Here is a 16,953-nt window from a genome sequence, read left to right on the forward strand (position 1 = left end):
CTACCCCAGCGTGTCGTAGTCTTTTTTGGATACGGGACGCAGCAGGTGAGTGACTCCGGTTTTCTCGAGGGCCTTCGATAGGGCATAAGCGAAAATACCTGCAATGATGATGCTGCCGAGCACCCGGAGAATAATGAGCAGGGATAAGTTCCATGCTGATAAAAACTCAATATAACCGTAGTAATTATCAACAATCAATGAGGCTGCGGCTGCGCCGACTGCCGCCAAAGAAGCGACAAATACGTTTATGGTGCGATATCGGAACAGAGCGAAGAAAATTTCGGCGCCTAGTCCTTGCGCGAGTCCGTATATGAGTGTAGCGACCCCCCACTCTGCACCCAATAACGCGGATACGGTAGCGGCTGCTACCTCAGCGAGGATGGCTACTCCCGGCTTGCGGATAATGAGGAAGGCAAGGGTTCCTGCAATAAACCACATGCCGTATACCAGCTGCTCTGCATGTGTGCCGAAGGGCTTGACTACATCGTACATAGGACCCCATAGTTTGTAAATGACTCCGAAAACGGCGGCTATTACGATGGTAACCAGAATATCGGTTAGCGTAAGCCCCTTGGACTTTGTTGAAGTTTTTGACATGGTACGGTTCTTCCTCTCGTTCTTATAATGGTTGAATCCGTAAGGAGACATAAAAAAAGGCCCTCGGAATACCGTAGGCCTCATGATATGCAAAAAAATGCACATATGCTCTCTACGCTGGCATTACCCAGATCAGATTGACGGTCAGAGGCACAAGGCCGCTATCTCAGCAAGACTTCATCAAGCTCCCGTTTATGCGATTCAATATGAATTAACTTACAGGATAAAGGTGAATTTGACAATACTTTTTTACAGAAATCGGCGGAATAGCTGATTCTTATTGTTTTTTAAACGAATATGTTCGCTTTCCGCTTTCGTTAAACCCGGAGTCATTATCAATGGTTACATAGTATAATCCATCATTCGATAAAGATTGAACCTCATCAAGAAAATTCGGTGGTAAAATGGTGGGTGTAGAGAAATGAAGGGATCGAAGCTTAGTGATTGGAGGTGTGCCAGATGAATTTATTTCAAATGAAATCAGACCTTAATGGGATCAACCGCATGGCGGAATTTCTGAAGGACAATTATGTATGTTTTGGTTTACCGGGTATCGGTGATTTGGAGCATGTCAGTAAGGAAGAGTTAAAGGAACGGCTTACCCAGGTCTGCCAGCTAGAGGAACAGGAATTAACTGTACAATGGGAGGCGGCCAGCACCTTTGCACATATCATGCAGGACGGGGACTATCTGTTTGTTGCGAATGACGACTATGTACATCTTGGGGATCTTGGCGACTATTATTACCTCGAGCATTTCGACACGATCGAGGATAACACGTGTCATCGGCGTGGCGTGACTTGGTTAAAGAGTCTTCTGCGAGAGGAGTTACATCCAGACCTGCAGTCATTTTTGGATAAGAAGGCGACAATCGCAAAGTTCGAACGTGACGTTTCTCACGAGCAGTTGGAACGCTGGCTGGAGAAGCCTAAAGAAAATAGGCAGCACAGCGGGCATCCGGTGAATATAGATTCCGATACAGTTGAGGAAGCGATAGAAATACTTAAAATGGCTATGCGAAGCGAAGACGCTGAGCGGAGGGAACGGGCGGCTATAGCGATTTTGCGGTATGCGAAATGATTGCTTCACAATTGAATCCTAGCGGGTCATATTTCTTGTCAACGGTTTAAACAGGTATAATGATAGAGGTACGCAGTAAACTAATGGTAAACCATCTGAAAGGAGTGTTGATCGTGAAGCATAGGAGACTGGGCAGCACGGATTTGAATGTGTCGGTTATTGGAATTGGAACCTGGCAGTTTGGGGGAGAATGGGGTCGGGAGTATTCGCAGGAGGAAGCCGACGCTATTCTGGATAAAGGCCAAGAGCTTGGCATCAATCTCATTGATACAGCGGAATGCTACGGCGATCATCTTTCCGAGTCGCTTATCGGCGATTATATCAGCCGCAGAAATCGCGAGGATTGGATTATTGCGACGAAGTTTGGTCATCATTTTCATGAGCGTTTCTCGCGCACCGATGTCTTTGATGCCGATGGCGTCGTCGCTCAACTGGATGCATCGCTGAAGGCGTTGAAGACAGACTACATCGACTTGTATCAATTCCATTCCGGGCCCGACCAAGCCTTTGATAACGACGAGCTTTGGACCACGCTGGACAAGCAGATTGCAGCGGGCAAAATTCGTTTTCTTGGCACTTCGATCGGCAGCAATGACAATATACATCAGACAGATGCATCTACGAAGGTAAACGCTCGTACGATTCAAGTCGTATATAACCGATTAGATCGCGCGCCGGAGGAGCGGGTCTTTCCGTCCAGCCAGCGGCAGGATTTGGGTGTGCTTGCCCGCGTTCCGTTGGCAAGCGGCTACCTGAGCGGGAAGTACAAGCCTGGCGCCGTATTCGGCAAGACGGATGTACGCCACCGGCATGATGCGGAGAACACGCTGCTCAAGCTGCAGGAGGTTGAGCGGATTAAGCGCGAGGAGGTGCCGCAAGGTATGGATATGGCCAGCTGGGCACTCGCCTGGTGCTTGAAGCATCCAGCGGTAACTGCAGTTATACCTGGCTGCAAGGATCCGGAGCAGGTTGCGGCGAATGCCAGAGCGGCGCAGCTTGTCGCCGAGCCTCATCCGCAGGATATTCGCCTATAACCCAAATTTGCATTTACAGATAAAAACGACAAGACACCCGAAAGGGTGTTTTGCTGCTTTTACCGCCATTACAATTTGAAAACATACATAGTAACATAGGATTATTATTTCTGTTTCATTTAAAAACATGATGTTATAATATTCACATCGTCAATCCTATGAGGAGATTTATTTATGATAAAATTACTAAAAATGTCATTACTTAAAAAGAATGTTCTTTTGTATCTATTACTTGTAGGCTTGCCGATTAGTTTGTTCAGTTTTACTTATTTACACTACAAAACGAACAGTGCTTACTCTGCATTGGTAGAGGAGGCGAATAAGAATGCGAGTCTGCATGCGTTATATATCGAGAATTTTATTGGAGAGACAGTCGGCCGATTAGAGAGCTTAGCGATGATTTTGTCGGATCAGCAGAATAATAATATTTTTATAGAGGACCTTTTGAAAAATATTCATGGCCAGGATCCTCGTTTTTCCGGATTTTATTGGGTGGATCGTGACGGGGATATTCTCGAAAGCTCCAATCCGCTGCTAGGTAAGCTCAACATTGCTGATCGGTTATATTTTCAAGATGCCGTTCATACGGGTCGCACTCAAATTTCGAATCCCCATATTGGAATGGTGACGGGTAGATATATTTTCTCGATCGCTACCCCTGTTATTAATAAAGATGATCAAATACAAGGCGTGCTGGTTGGAAGCGTTCAATTAAATATGATGGAAGAATATGTTCAGGAGCTGGTTTTGGATGAGGTTATTCAAGTTTTGGACGACAACGGGCAAATCCTATTGCAGACCCGCGGGCTGCTTGATCATCGGCAGTGGGCAAGCTCGTTTATTAAGCTTAAAGCGGTGCCATGGAAAGTGAACGCAATGCTGAAGCTGGATTACAATCAATCCGTTTTAAGACCTTTTCTGATCTATCTGGCAATCGCTTTAGTTCTGACAAATATTATGTTCATCCTTATTCAATCTCTTCTGTCCAGACGAGAAATAGCAAGGGAATTGAGTCAGAACGAAGCCGATAAGCTGAAGCTGATAAGTACGATCGCGGCGGGGACGGCACATGAGATACGCAATCCTTTAACAGGGATTAAAGGATTTATCTCACTGCTTAGTGAAAAATATAAGGACAGCAAGGATCAGTATTATTTTTCGTTAATCCAAACGGAAGTGGATCGCATTAATGCGATCGTAAGCGAGCTCTTGATTATCGGAAAACCTGCCGTAGCCTCGTCAGAGATTGTGGCGATCAATAATGTTCTCAAGGAAATGATACCCTTGATTGAATCGGAAGCGCGTATGTACAACGTGGAGCTGTCGGTCAGACTAACGATGGAGCCTGATTATGTGAATATTTCCAGAGATCATCTGAAGCAAATTGTACTAAATCTTGTTAAAAATGCGTTGGAAGCGATGGAGACGGGCGGGAGGCTGTCCATTGTGTCGGAAAGGGCGGAGAATCACGCGCTGATCAAGATCATCGATACGGGCCAGGGCATGTCGCCAGAAGTCGTCAAAGGTTTATTTATTCCTTTTTTCACGAAGAAGGAAAACGGAACGGGGCTTGGCCTTGTCGTTTCTAAGCGAATTCTGGACAGTTACCGGGGGGAGCTGCTAGTAGATAGCGAGGAAGGTATTGGAACGCAGATGACCATTCGTATTCCATTGGTTCAGCAGCCGAGAACATTATCCATCTAAATCCACAACCGCAAAAGGTTGTGGATTTTTTCTGTTCTATGGATAATAATAAAGCTCTGCTATGTTTAAATGCTGACTTATGCTAATTAGGGGGAGTTTTTGGTGTATAAAGTGCTTCTGGTAGATGATGAGGCGGATGTCAGGGAAGGACTCGTGCAGGAGATCGACTGGGCGGCATGCGGATTTATAATCGTTGGGACAGCTGAGAACGGGAAAGAGGCGATGGAGCTGGCGGACCGGCTGGAGCCGGATGTCGTCATCACGGATATCAGCATGCCCTTTAAGGATGGTCTAAAGCTGTCCGAATGGCTGCGCGCCCACTACCCGCTTACGAAGATTGTCATTCTGACTGGTTATGATGAATTCGATTATGCCCGGCAAGCGATCAGACTTAGTGTGGACGAGTATTTGCTGAAGCCATTCTCTGCGGACAGCTTTATGGAACTGCTTCTGAAGATCAGACATAAAATCGAAACGGAGGTGGCGGAGAGAGAGGATGTGCGGCAGCTTAAGGAGCATTATCGCACCAGTCTGCCGCTGCTTCGCGAAACCTTTCTTGCATCCTTGCTCACCCGAAAGCTTTCCAGAGCCAAAATCGAAGAGAAGACGATGAATTACGGACTCCATTTATCCGGATCAAAGTATGCGGTGGCGGTTATAGCGCTGCACCCGTCCGATGAAGCAGGGCCGGAAGTCTCCGAGCATTCGCTTAGGCATTCGGGCGATCTCGACTTAATGCTGCATGCGATGCTTAATATTGCTAAAGAAATTTGGGAGTCGCAGTTTCATGGAAGCGCTTTTATTCATCAAGACAGCATCGCGCTGCTGGCAATCGATACGATTGGCGAGGAGGAGACTTGGCTGCGCGAGACACAAGATGCGCTCGAAAGTATATTGAAGAGCATCGTGCACTATTTAAAGCTGCCCGTGACAATTGGCGTTGGTTCCGTTGTGACCAACATTGCAGATGTGAAATATTCCTACGGGGATGCACTACTGGCGCTCGATTACCGTCTGGTCCTTGGACCTGGGAAGGTTATTCTCATTCATGATGTGGAGGATCGGCGCTGCGAGAAGCTCCGGTTCGACGAGCTGAAGGAGCAGGCCTTGATTCGAAGTCTGAAGGTGGGAACGACAGAAGAGCTAAGTGCTGCGGTAGGCGCTATTTTCAATGAGCTTTCCGAATCGACCTATGCGTATAGCGACATTCAGGTCTATCTGCTGGAAGTGGTTACAGCGGTATTGCGTACGGCGAAGGATTCCGATGTCGATTTAGATGAATTGTTTGGTGCGGGATTCCAGCTGCATGCCGAGATTTTTAAATTTTCCGGCTTGCAAGAAGCGCAGCGCTGGTTCTCCGACTTATGCCAACGCATTATGAAGCATATTTCGAGTAAACGTCAGCATACCTACAAGGATATCGTCGAGAAGGCGGTACAGTATACAAAGGATAATTACAGCGATCCTGAAATATCGATTCAGCGGCTCTGCTCGCATTTGCACATCAGCACGGGTTATTTTAGCGGCGTTTTTAAAAAGGAGGTCAAAATGACCTTTGTGCAGTATTTGATGCACACGCGCATGGATGCGGCTAAGGAGCTGCTGCGAACAACGGAGCTGAAGGCTTTTGAGATAGCGGAGCGCGTCGGCTTCGCTGATCCGAATTATTTTAGCTTCTGCTTCAAGAAGCAGGTTGGCGTTTCACCTAAGGAATATCGGAGCCTTGCTTCCGAGGAGGCGCGCGATTCATGAAGGACTCACGATCCAAACGGAGAAAAACGCAGCTGCCGTTTAAGCGCCAATGGGAGAGACTTCGAGCAAGCAGCATTCAATCGATTATTATGTGGTCATTTTCCGTGTTTATTCTCATTATCGTGGCGATCGTAACTCTGCTGCTTTACAATAAGTTTTCGCGTACGGCTGAGCAAAACGTGTTTCTCAGTACGCAGCAAATTGTCGATCAGGTCAGCTACAATCTCGAGAATTATGTTGACGGCATGGCGCAGCTGTATCGTGCGATCGAGGAAAACATGCTGACGGAAGGCCAATGGGACGATGAACAGGTAACCAAGCAGCTGGATACGATAATGAGCAGCCGCGATGATATTGTATCGATTGCGCTTTTTGACGATCAAGGGGAGCTGCTGCGAAATCATCCGTCAATGCCAATTAGAGAAAGCGCTCGCGTATCGGGGCAGAGCTGGTTCCACTCTGCCATGCGGGTGCCGAATCATCTCAGCTTCTCGCTGCCGCATATTCAAAATTTATATGGCGGATCGTACAAATGGGTAGTATCGATGAGTAAGGGAATTACAGTTGTTCACGATGGCGAGCCCATGCATGTCGTCTTGCTAGTTGATATTAATTTCAAAAAAATCGACGAGCTGAGCAGCCGGATCAGTCTTGGAAAGCGGGGATATGTCTATATTATTGATGAAGGCGCAGGCAATATTGTCTATCATCCCCAGCAGCAATTGATCTATATGGGGCTGCGAAACGAAAGTGTTGAGAAAGCGCTTACGAAATCAGCTAGCTACATTGATGAATCGGCCGGCGTGAAGCGTCTGAATACGGTCAAGTCGATCGTTAATATTGGCTGGAAGGTTGTCGGTGTATCTTATTTGGATGAAATGATGACGACGCGCGAAGAAGTGAATCGTTATTTAATTCAGGTCGTAGCGGTGATCCTTGTACTGGTTGTGTTGGTCTCCAGGCTGCTTGCTTCCATGCTGGCACGGCCAATCAGACGCATGGGGAAAACAATGAAAGCGGTGGAACGAGGCGATTTCAACGTGGAGCTTCCGATGCAGGGACCGCTGGAGGTTGTTCAGCTGTCCAGCCGCTTTAATCTTATGCTCGAAAAAATCAGACAGCTTATGCGGCAGATCATCGTGGAGCAGGAATCGAAAAGGAAATATGAGCTTGAAGCGCTGCAAGCGCAAATCAACCCTCATTTTTTATATAACACGCTGAATTCGGTCGTTCGCATGGTCGGTATGAGCAAGAATGAAGAGGTTATTACCATGATCACCTCATTGTCGAAGCTCTTCCGCATTAGCTTAAGCAAAGGAAAAACAACGATAACGGTAAGCGAGGAGCTGGAGCATGCGCGGCATTATTTGACGATTCAACAAATGCGATTCAAGCGAAAATTTAATTTTGAGATTGAGGCGGAGGACGAGGCTTTGTCCTGCTTGACCTTAAAGCTCGTGCTGCAGCCTCTTATTGAGAATGCCATTGTACACGGCATTGAATATTTGGTAGACGATGGTCTAATCCGGATCAGCGCCCGTGTAGTAAAGGGGCTGCTTGTGCTGGAGGTGGCGGATAATGGCGTGGGAATACCTCCGTTGAAGCTGGAATCTATTTTGGCGGATGTTGATTTACAAAGGGATAGCTCACGCGCAGATGAAGGGCCAAGCTCCGGCTCTGGGGTGGCGGTCCGAAACGTGCATGATCGAATACGTCTTTATTACGGTGCACAATATGGTCTGGTTTTTGAGAGCGAGCAGGAAGAGGGCACAACGGTCCGCGTGTATATCCCGGCTATGCGAGCAACGGAAGAGGAGGACAGGGATGATGAATAATCGAGAGTTCATGATGAGAGGACTCGGGCTTCTTGCTGCTTTGCTGCTGACGGCAGTCGGTTTAGCGGCTTGCTCATCATCTCAGCTGGGCAATTTGGAGCCAAGCCCGAAGCGGCTTGCTCTTGTGGCACCTGTCCATGCTGAAGAGCAGGGCAATGCTATGCGGCTTGGCGCGGACGCTGCAGCCAAGGAATTTGCTGTGGAGCTCGAATATATTTCATTCGAGCCAAGCGAAGGTGAAGAGGAGCAGTTGAATGCGGCACTGAAAAATGTGGAAACTGGAGCATCTGCGGTGCTGATTGATCCCGCGAATGAAAGGGTATTGAAAGAGCTGGCAGCGCGTGCTTTTGAGAAAGGGCTGCCTGTCGTGGCACTTAATGACGAGCGCACCGCAAAGGGCGTAATGGCGACCATCGCGATAAACAATGAGGAGGCTGGCCGCAAAGCAGGTAAAGCCATGGCAGAGCTCCTTGGCGGCAGCGGAACTATAGCCATCATTAGAGCAGATCGGAACGATCCCGATCTGGAGCAGCGCGAAGCAGGCGTAAGGGCTGTACTTGCGGAATATGCAGACATTCAAATTACGGACGGGGCTTCGTGCGGCAATAGGAGGGATGCTTGCTGGCAGGCCGCGAAGCAGATGCTCGATAAAGGTCCGGCAGATGGCGCTTTGGCTCTTGAGATTCAGGCATCGCTTGGTTTAACCGATGAGGTCAAGCGGCGCAGTGAAGAAGGACAGATTAAGATTGTCACCTTTGGCAGCGAGATGGAGCAGCTGGAGCTGCTTCAGGAAGGAATTATTCATAAGCTGGTTGTACAGAATGATTTCAGCACAGGATATCTTGGTGTCAAGCAGGCTGTCGCGCTGCTGGCCGGCGAGGGATTCGACAAGTCGACCATGCTGGAAACGAAGGTCATCGATGCGGACAATATGTTTTGGATGGATAATCAGAAGATGCTGTTCCCTTTTGTCCAATGAATGCAGCATCCTTCGATTTTATATGAAGTGATGAGAATTTTGATAGAAAGCATGAGAATTTTGAATTCGAAACCGTTCATAGATCGTGCATAATGACGGTAGACGATGAAGCGCGGCGCAAAAGCGCAACTCATCGAAAACCGAAAAGAATCAGGGAGGTCTACACAGGTGAAAAAGAAATGGATGCTTGTGCTAATGACAGGAATTATGCTAACGGCAGCCGCATGCGGCAACAACGCTGGCAGTAATGGCGGCAACAGTGGCAGCAATGGGAATTCGTCAGGTTCCGGCAGCATTCCGCAGGTCGGGGTAGCCATTTATAAGTTCGATGATACGTTCATGACTGGCGTACGGAATGCGATGTCGGACTCGGCGGAAGGCAAGGCAACGCTTGATATCGTAGACAGTCAGAACGCACAGCCGACACAAAATGAGAAGGTCGATCTGTTTATTTCCAAAAAATATGATTCGATGATCATCAATCCGGTAGACCGCACGGCTGCTGGCGTTATTATCGACAAGGCGAAGGGCGCTGATATTCCGGTTGTTTTCCTGAATCGCGAGCCAATAGCTGAGGACATGAACAAATGGGATAAAGTATTTTACGTAGGAGCGAAAGCGGAAGAGTCCGGTACGATTTCCGGCCAGCTGGTCGTAGACTACTGGAAAGCGAATCCGACAGCGGATAAAAATGGCGACGGTAAGCTTCAGTACGTTATGCTGACAGGCGAACCGGGTCATCAGGACGCAGAGCTGCGGACGAAGTTCTCTGTACAAGCGATCCAGGATGCCGGCATTGAAGTGGAAGCGCTTGCTGAGGATACGGCAATGTGGGACCGTGTCAAAGGCCAAGAGAAAATGCAAACCTTCCTTGCATCGCATGGCGACAAAATTGAAGCGGTGCTAGCGAACAATGACGATATGGCGCTTGGCGCAATCGAAGCTTTGAAAGCTGCGGGTTACTTCACGGGCGACAAGTTTATGCCGGTTGTAGGCGTTGACGCAACGGCACCTGCTATTCAAGCGCTGCAGGACGGCACGATGCTGGGAACGGTGCTTAACGACGCCAAAAACCAAGGCGCTGCTTCCGTAGCGATTGCAGAAGCGCTTTCCAAAGGCGAAACACCGACCAAAGACAATACCGGCTTTGACATCACGGATGGCAAATATGTATGGATCGCGTATAAGAAAATCACCAAGGACAATATCGCCGACGCGCAATAATTTGGGATCGAACGAAGGGGCAGCGGCATCCAATGGCGTTGCCCCTCGTTCTTCATTATAGGTCCGTAATTTGGGGGGATTAATAATGGCGGAGCTAAACGTGCTGGAAATGCGGGGAATATCGAAGGCCTTTCCCGGCGTTCAGGCGCTCAGCAATGTAACGTTAAAGGTGAAGCCGGGTACCGTTCATGCACTCATGGGAGAGAACGGAGCGGGTAAATCGACTTTGATGAAATGCTTGTTCGGCATCTATAAACCGGATGAAGGCGAGATTTACATTGATGGTAATAAAATGGCGATTAACAACTCGAAGGACGCTCTGGGAAGCGGAATTTCAATGATTCATCAGGAATTGCATCCGATTCCGCACCGTAATGTGATGGAGAATATATGGCTGGGCCGGTTCCCGATGTTTGGATATGGGCCATTGAAGCTTGTAAATGAGAAGCGAATGTATCAGGATACAATCAATTTATTCCGTGACCTTGAGATCGATATCGACCCGCGGGTACGAACGGTATCGCTATCTGTTTCGAAGATTCAATCGCTTGAAATCGTCAAGGCCGTCTCATTCAACTCGAAGGTTATCGTGATGGATGAGCCGACATCCTCCTTGACGGGCAACGAGGTGGAGCAGCTGTTCAGCATCATTAACCGGCTGCGTAAGCGCGGTGTATCCATTATTTATATCTCTCACAAAATGGAAGAAATTTTGCGTATTTCGGACGAAGTGACGATTATGCGCGATGGAAAATATATCGGTACTTGGCCGTCAAGCGAATTGACTACTGATCTCATTATTACGCGTATGGTTGGCCGTGATCTGACAGAGCGCTTTCCGGAGCGCACGAATAAACCGGGAGAAACGCTGCTAAAGGTCGATCGTTTGTCCTCTCCCAATCCGAAGTCATTCCAGGATGTATCCTTTGAGCTTCGACGGGGTGAAATTCTCGGCTTGGGGGGACTCGTAGGCGCACAGCGGACGGAGCTCATTGAAGCGCTGTTCGGGCTTCGCGGCGTTGCATCGGGGAGCATTTCAATCGGAGGCAAAGCAGTCAAAATCAAATCGCCGTCCGATGCCAAAAAGCATAATATTGCGCTTCTGACGGAGGAACGGCGGGTGACGGGCATTTTCCCGGTGCTGTCGGTTTATGAGAATACGATTATCGCCAATTTGGGTCGTTACCAGAATAGGCTAGGGCTGTTGAACGAGCGCAAGGGTAGAGAGGAAGCGGCGCAGAATGTGGAGAAGCTCCGGACGAAGACACCATCCGTAAACACGTTGATTCGCAACCTTTCGGGCGGTAATCAACAGAAGGTGCTGCTCGCGCGCTGGCTGCTCACCGATCCTGAAATTTTGCTGCTGGATGAGCCTACCCGGGGCATTGATGTCGGTGCCAAATTCGAAATTTATACGATTATTACGGAGCTGGCTAAGCAAGGGAAAAGCATTATAATGATTTCTTCAGAAATGCCGGAGCTGCTTGGCATGTCCGACCGGATCATGGTTATGAGCGAAGGCCGTATGACGGGCATCGTGGAAGGCAAGCAGGCAACGGAGCAGGAAATCATGCGTCTGGCGGCACAGCAGCGGTTGTCTGAATCAGGGGGGATAACGAAATGAATTCGCAAGCAGTAATGAAAGTAAGAGCTTATTTGGCGCAGCGCGCTATATTCGTTGTGCTGATCGTACTCGTAATAGGAATCGCAATCGCAGACCCGAACTTTTTGGCCTTTTCCACGCTGCGGGACATTATGCAGCAATCATCCACAAGGTTGATTATCGCGTTGGGCGCGGCATTCATTCTGATCACAGGCGGCGTCGATTTATCCGCTGGCCGTGTCGTCGGATTAACGGCTGTCATCTCAGCTTCTATGCTTCAGATCGATACGTATGCGAACCGGTTTTTTCCGGATCTGCCGCAGCTATGGGTAGGGATCCCGATTTTGGTCGGCATTGCAGCGGGACTTCTGGTCGGTCTGGTGAACGGGGTAATTATAGCTAAGCTTCATGTCCCTCCTTTCATCGCCACGCTCGGTACGATGGTCGGGATATACGGCGTGAACTCCATCTACTTCGATATGGAGCCGAACCAGTCGCAGCCAATTGGCGGCCTTCGCGCGGATTTTACCAAATGGGGCTCGGGCTATATTGATCTTGGCGGCGGTTATTCTATTCCTTATATCGTTATTATTGCAATAGTTGTCGCGTTAATTTGTTGGGTCATCTTTAATAAAACCCGTCTTGGCAAAAACATGTACGCGATCGGCGGCAACGTTCAGGCTGCACATGTATCGGGTATCAATGTTGCCCGCAATCTCATTGCGATCTATGCGATATCAGGCGCGCTCTATGGACTCGCAGGGGTGCTTGAGGCTGCGAGAACCGGCGGAGCAACAAATAACTATGGCAACATGTATGAGCTAGACGCCATTGCAGCCTGCGTGGTCGGAGGCGTCTCAACCGCTGGCGGGATCGGTACGGTACCGGGCGTAGCAGCGGGGGTGCTGATCTTCGGCGTTATTAATTATGGCTTAACCTATATTGGCGTCAGCCCTTATTGGCAGCTGATTATTAAAGGACTCATTATTGTTGCGGCGGTTTCATTCGACATTCGTAAATATATGGCGAAGAAATAGTTAGTGCTGCGCGGATAGCCGTTCGGACATTTTAGTTCACAATTACAAAAACGAAGGGCCGCCAGCACTTGTTGTCTAGCGGCCCTTGTCCGTTAAGCAAACAAGAGGGGGGCAGTAAGTAAAAGGGGATAAATAAAGGATTCAGTAAGTCATCCGCTCGTTTCTCGCTGGTTCGAAAGCTGACAGCGGCCTTCTTCGCCGTATCGTTATTGGTCGGGGTGACCGCTGGCGTTGCGTATACTTCCTTGGACAAGCTGGATCGAAATTATACTTCGTTGCTCGAGAAGCATACGAGCTCCCTTGCAATCGTATCGGGAATTGAACTGAACACCCAGGGACAGATTAGTCTGCTTTTCGGATATTTAGTAGATCCTTCTACCGAGAAGGAAGGACAGCTTGCAGAAATGAACAGCCAGCTTGGGACTCAAATCGGCACAATGGTAAGCGCTTACGACGAGGAAGAAAGGGAGTGCGGAACGCAGGAGAGATGGCCGCCGGCAATCACCGCAGCTTCTGTGGAAGTAAAGAACCGGGATGAGATTCGCGAGCTGGCTTCCGAGAGGCGCGGTACTTGCCATTCGATCGATCGTGTCGCTGAGCAAACGGCGAACGGGTCCCGTGAAGTATATGCGCATACGGAGGAGCAGCATGCAGGTGTACAGGAGATGATGTCCGCCATGGATGCGCTCAGCCTGCTGTCGGAGGAGCTGCAGGCGATGATTGGAAAATTTAAGGTTTAAAGTATGCAGCTTACGCCATGATCAGAAAGCTGCCGATTAATAGAGTTGGATTTCAAGATGGAGCAGGGCGTATACTTACGAATATCGATTCATTAATGCCGTTAAAGGGCACATTGCGGGGTGTCCGCATTTGCGTAGCCTCATTAAATATATTTCTTTACGGCGTTTAACTTTAATATGAAATTGTGCAATTTTAGTGCTGGCATTGTTATTCATGCAAAAATGCCTTCAAACCACGGAGTGTGGATTGAAGGCATTTTCATTTATGTGCTGAGCTTCAATTGCTGTTTGGTTGCGGGGGCAGGATTTGAACCTGCGGCCTTCGGGTTATGAGCCCGACGAGCTACCGGGCTGCTCCACCCCGCGAAAGTATTATCGAGCACTGTGATCATTTACTTCGACCAGGCTTCCTATAATACAGCATTCCTCGCCAATAAGCAAACTTTACTTTAGAAGCTTTACGTAATAGCCGCCACCGTCATCCCTGAACCATCCTATTCCTCTAACGGGGAACGATAGTGAAGATGCCGCCGCGGTTATAGTAATAAGGCAACAATACCGCATATTCCCGCAAGTGTGCACAGGACTCCGCCAAATCGAATGGAACCGATATAAAATACAGATGGTCCAGTTGCATCATTTGATTTCCAGCTCTCAGTAATGGACCAGATTAAAGCGGGATTCATCAACATCAAAATTCCTGCGACCGCAAGAACAATAGATAGGACAAGCATATTTCTCCTCCTTTTTTGGGGGGGGATCCATAAATAAGGAGCACACTGAGTAAAATCATAATAGTTTCGATATGCTGTTGTTATTTAAACCGGTAAGCCCGCGGCTCTTCAAACCAGAAGCTGCCGTCCTGGGAGAAGTCTTTATAGGGACTCGCCACAATCCGATCTACCTGCTCCAAATCTTCCTCCGTCAGCTTTAGCTGCAAAGCCTGCAAATTACTTTCCAGCTGCTTCTCATTTCGGATGCCAACGACCGGAATGACGCTCGGACGGTGCAGCAGCCAAGCTAAAGCGAATTGTCCAAGCTGCAAACCTTTTGCCTCGGCCAACTGGGCAAGCTGCTCGACCTGCTGTAGTTTGGCGCTGTTTTCGGGCGAGTCGGGATTCATGCGCTCCCCGCGGGAATTGCCCGGCATAGGCTGTTCGGCACGATACTTCCCGGAAAGCCAGCCGCCATCGAGCGGAGAATACGCTAACGTCGCTAACCCATGCCGCTCGCTTGCAGGCAGAATTTCTTGCTCAATATAGCGGTTGAACATATTGTAGGAAGGCTGATTCGTTACGAACCTCTCTAAGTTCATCCTATCGCTGACCCAGAGTGACTCGACGATCCGCCATGCTTCGAAATTGGAGCAGCCGATATATCTGACTTTGCCTTGTGTCACCAGATCATCCAGCGCGCGGAGTGTCTCGTCCAGCGGCGTGTTCGGATCGGGTCGATGTACTTGATACAAATCAATGTAGTCTGTATTCAGCCGCTTGAGGCTAGCCTCTACCTGTCTCATAATACGATAGCGGCTTGCGCCTTCCCCATTCGGACCTTCTGCTGTGCGCACCTTGAACTTCGTAGCTACAATTACTTGATCCCGGCGTCCTCGCAGCGCCTTGCCGATGATCTCCTCGCTTGATCCCTTGCCGTAGGTATCTGCTGTATCGATAAAATTAATGCCTGAATCTAAGACCCGATGAATGATCGATAAGGATGTCTTTTCATCTAGATCCCAATCGCCGTAAGTCATCGTGCCCAAACAAAATCGGGATACCTGCAGCCCGGTTCTTCCTAAATAGACGTAATCCATATAGACCTCCTGAGGGTTAGTGATAGGATTGATCCTTCGTTTATATACTACCACGAGAAGGCTCCCTTTCCGAACTGCCGCTTGCCAAATTTTTCTTATCCGTTATGATTTACTTAACAAATCTAAATTGTGCAAATGTGATTCGGTCAGGAGTGAAGCGCCATGTCGGTTATTAACCGCGATCAAACCCATCAGATTCCAATCGGCATTATCGGCTCGCGGGAAGTCGTGGACAAAATATTGCGGATCATAGAGACGTTTCCCTCGTTCACGGCGGTGCCGGTTGTTTATCAGCATGAAGATGAAGCGGCAGCGCTTGCTGAGCGGTTAAGCGATGAAGTCGAGGTTATGCTGTTATCGGATTCGCGTTCCCATCGCAAGGTGAAGGAGCGGCTTAGTGTGCCGATACCGGTGCTTCATGTCCCGATCACGGATGCCGGATTATATAAAGCGCTCTTCAAAGCGCAGCTTGCCGGTAAGCTGAGCGGCGGCATATCGGTGGACACGTTGACGGAAACGATGGTCCATCGCACCTTAAAGGATTCAGGCTTAGGCGGAACCTCTTTGGTGATTTACGACGGCCCGGCGTATGCGCCGAAGGACAAGCTTGTTGCGTTTCATCAGGCTCAACATGAGGCAGGGGGATGCTCGATTGCTTTTACCGGCGTAGAATCTGTGGCGAAGCAATTAACCGGGCTTGGGATACCGAACGAATGGCTGGTTCCGTCTGAGCAGGATATTATTGTATCGTTGGAGCGCGCTCTATTATCCACAGAGACGCGCCGCAGCAGGGAAGCGCAAATTGTCGTGGGTATGATCAATATCGATGAGTTTGGCAAAATGGCGTTAAGACGCAGCAATGAACATGAGGTTCAGAAGCTGAAGCTGGATATTCATCGCATGGTGCTCGATTATGTGGAATCGCTTGACGGCTATTTGACGCATCTGGGCGGAGATGAGTATCTTTTCTTCACAACGCGCGGTATATTCGAGATGGAATCGGGGGGCTACAAGACGATTCCTCTTGCGAAGGATATGAGCAAAACCCATGGCATTTCCTTAAGCATCGGAATCGGCTTCGGCCGATCAGCAAGCGCAGCGGGAACAAATGCGAGAATGGCAATGCGCAAAGCGAAGGAAGCCGGGGGGAATGCCTGCTTTATTGTAAGGGAGGACGGCACGCTCATCGGTCCGCTGGAGATGGCCGATCCGATTCGGGACGTGCTGCCCTACACGGACGCGGAGCTGATCAAGCAAGCGGAAAATGCCGGCATGACCAGCGCTTACCTGAGCAAGCTGCTTCACCATAAAGCTCGGTTCGGCAAAGATGAATACAAAGTGCATGAGCTTGCGGCATTACTTGGTATTACTGTAAGAAGCGCACATCGTCTGCTGCTGCTGTGGATCGATCATGAGCTTGTCGAAATCTCAGGCATGGAAAAGGTGCCTCGAGGCAGGCCGAGACAAATTTTCCGTATTTCATTTTTGCCGAACAACCCGTGATGCTCCGCGGGTTGTTTTTTAATCTATTTAAAGACGATTTAAAGATTTGTCT

At 48.9% G+C, this 16,953-nt stretch carries 14 protein-coding genes and 1 tRNA gene; 11 read left to right on the forward strand and 4 right to left on the reverse strand.

Features of this window, described 5'->3' with window-relative positions; all coding sequences use genetic code 11:
- Positions 1-597 (reverse strand): ECF transporter S component, encoded by a 597-nt coding sequence (locus ACO9K6_RS15435; protein WP_424768449.1) that lies wholly within the window; start codon positions 595-597, stop codon positions 1-3.
- A 459-nt stretch (positions 598-1,056) separates the two neighbouring features.
- Here ACO9K6_RS15435 and ACO9K6_RS15440 point away from each other — a divergent pair, with 459 nt between their 5' ends.
- The 10 genes from ACO9K6_RS15440 (at position 1,057) to ACO9K6_RS15485 (ending at position 13,585) form a co-directional block, all read left to right on the forward strand.
- Entirely contained in the window at positions 1,057-1,677 is a 621-nt protein-coding gene (locus ACO9K6_RS15440; protein ID WP_424768450.1) for a hypothetical protein, read from the forward strand.
- Positions 1,678-1,790: 113 nt separating this feature from the next.
- The gene (locus ACO9K6_RS15445) at positions 1,791-2,711 is read left to right on the forward strand and encodes an aldo/keto reductase (RefSeq protein ID WP_424768451.1); all 921 of its coding nucleotides are present in this window, start codon (positions 1,791-1,793) and stop codon (positions 2,709-2,711) included.
- Between the two features lie 174 nt (positions 2,712-2,885).
- Positions 2,886-4,415 carry an ATP-binding protein gene (locus ACO9K6_RS15450; RefSeq protein WP_424768452.1) on the forward strand — a complete coding sequence of 510 codons (1,530 nt, stop codon included), beginning with the start codon at positions 2,886-2,888 and terminating at the stop codon, positions 4,413-4,415.
- 102 nt (positions 4,416-4,517) lie between these two features.
- Entirely contained in the window at positions 4,518-6,167 is a 1,650-nt protein-coding gene (locus ACO9K6_RS15455) for a response regulator (protein WP_424768453.1), read from the forward strand.
- A complete protein-coding gene (locus ACO9K6_RS15460; protein WP_424768454.1) occupies positions 6,164-8,002 on the forward strand; it encodes a cache domain-containing sensor histidine kinase in 1,839 nt (612 codons plus the stop codon). The genes ACO9K6_RS15455 and ACO9K6_RS15460 overlap by 4 nt, the downstream gene beginning before the upstream one ends.
- Positions 7,992-8,981 (forward strand): substrate-binding domain-containing protein, encoded by a 990-nt coding sequence (locus tag ACO9K6_RS15465; RefSeq protein ID WP_424768455.1) that lies wholly within the window; start codon positions 7,992-7,994, stop codon positions 8,979-8,981. The genes ACO9K6_RS15460 and ACO9K6_RS15465 overlap by 11 nt, the downstream gene beginning before the upstream one ends.
- 183 nt (positions 8,982-9,164) lie before the next feature.
- A complete protein-coding gene (locus tag ACO9K6_RS15470) occupies positions 9,165-10,205 on the forward strand; it encodes a galactose ABC transporter substrate-binding protein (RefSeq protein WP_424768504.1) in 1,041 nt (346 codons plus the stop codon).
- A gap of 85 nt (positions 10,206-10,290) precedes the next feature.
- Positions 10,291-11,829, forward strand: coding sequence for a sugar ABC transporter ATP-binding protein (locus ACO9K6_RS15475; RefSeq protein ID WP_424768456.1), 1,539 nt, complete (start codon positions 10,291-10,293; stop codon positions 11,827-11,829).
- Positions 11,826-12,845, forward strand: a complete 1,020-nt coding sequence (mglC, locus tag ACO9K6_RS15480) for a galactose/methyl galactoside ABC transporter permease MglC (RefSeq protein WP_424768457.1) — start codon at positions 11,826-11,828, stop codon at positions 12,843-12,845. The genes ACO9K6_RS15475 and mglC overlap by 4 nt, the downstream gene beginning before the upstream one ends.
- Before the next feature lie 209 nt (positions 12,846-13,054).
- Positions 13,055-13,585 carry a hypothetical protein gene (locus tag ACO9K6_RS15485; protein WP_424768458.1) on the forward strand — a complete coding sequence of 177 codons (531 nt, stop codon included), beginning with the start codon at positions 13,055-13,057 and terminating at the stop codon, positions 13,583-13,585.
- A 289-nt stretch (positions 13,586-13,874) separates the two neighbouring features.
- On the opposite strand, the gene ACO9K6_RS15490 is transcribed toward ACO9K6_RS15485, so the two are convergent.
- From ACO9K6_RS15490 to ACO9K6_RS15500, 3 genes are all read right to left on the reverse strand, one after another.
- Positions 13,875-13,951, reverse strand: a tRNA-Met gene (locus ACO9K6_RS15490).
- 170 nt (positions 13,952-14,121) lie between these two features.
- Positions 14,122-14,319, reverse strand: a complete 198-nt coding sequence (locus tag ACO9K6_RS15495; protein ID WP_424768459.1) for a DUF6199 family natural product biosynthesis protein — start codon at positions 14,317-14,319, stop codon at positions 14,122-14,124.
- An 80-nt stretch (positions 14,320-14,399) separates the two neighbouring features.
- Positions 14,400-15,398 (reverse strand): aldo/keto reductase, encoded by a 999-nt coding sequence (locus ACO9K6_RS15500; protein ID WP_424768460.1) that lies wholly within the window; start codon positions 15,396-15,398, stop codon positions 14,400-14,402.
- A gap of 162 nt (positions 15,399-15,560) precedes the next feature.
- Between ACO9K6_RS15500 and ACO9K6_RS15505 the strand changes: the two genes are divergently transcribed.
- Positions 15,561-16,901: a hypothetical protein gene (locus ACO9K6_RS15505; RefSeq protein WP_424768461.1), complete on the forward strand. Its 1,341-nt coding sequence runs from the start codon at positions 15,561-15,563 to the stop codon at positions 16,899-16,901.
- Positions 16,902-16,953 lie beyond the last annotated feature (52 nt).

The sequence above is a fragment of the Paenibacillus praedii genome (assembly GCF_049725345.1).
Lineage (GTDB): Bacteria > Bacillota > Bacilli > Paenibacillales > Paenibacillaceae > Pristimantibacillus.

Coding starts and splice junctions, on each gene's coding strand:
- ACO9K6_RS15450 (WP_424768452.1), top strand. CDS start 2,886: ATGATAAAATTACTAAAAATGTCATTACTTAAAAAGAATGTTCTTTTG.
- ACO9K6_RS15495 (WP_424768459.1), bottom strand. CDS start 14,319: ATGCTTGTCCTATCTATTGTTCTTGCGGTCGCAGGAATTTTGATGTTG.
- ACO9K6_RS15460 (WP_424768454.1), top strand. CDS start 6,164: ATGAAGGACTCACGATCCAAACGGAGAAAAACGCAGCTGCCGTTTAAG.
- ACO9K6_RS15465 (WP_424768455.1), top strand. CDS start 7,992: ATGATGAATAATCGAGAGTTCATGATGAGAGGACTCGGGCTTCTTGCT.
- ACO9K6_RS15470 (WP_424768504.1), top strand. CDS start 9,165: ATGCTTGTGCTAATGACAGGAATTATGCTAACGGCAGCCGCATGCGGC.
- ACO9K6_RS15440 (WP_424768450.1), top strand. CDS start 1,057: ATGAATTTATTTCAAATGAAATCAGACCTTAATGGGATCAACCGCATG.
- ACO9K6_RS15435 (WP_424768449.1), bottom strand. CDS start 597: ATGTCAAAAACTTCAACAAAGTCCAAGGGGCTTACGCTAACCGATATT.
- ACO9K6_RS15475 (WP_424768456.1), top strand. CDS start 10,291: ATGGCGGAGCTAAACGTGCTGGAAATGCGGGGAATATCGAAGGCCTTT.
- ACO9K6_RS15500 (WP_424768460.1), bottom strand. CDS start 15,398: ATGGATTACGTCTATTTAGGAAGAACCGGGCTGCAGGTATCCCGATTT.
- ACO9K6_RS15505 (WP_424768461.1), top strand. CDS start 15,561: ATGTCGGTTATTAACCGCGATCAAACCCATCAGATTCCAATCGGCATT.
- mglC (WP_424768457.1), top strand. CDS start 11,826: ATGAATTCGCAAGCAGTAATGAAAGTAAGAGCTTATTTGGCGCAGCGC.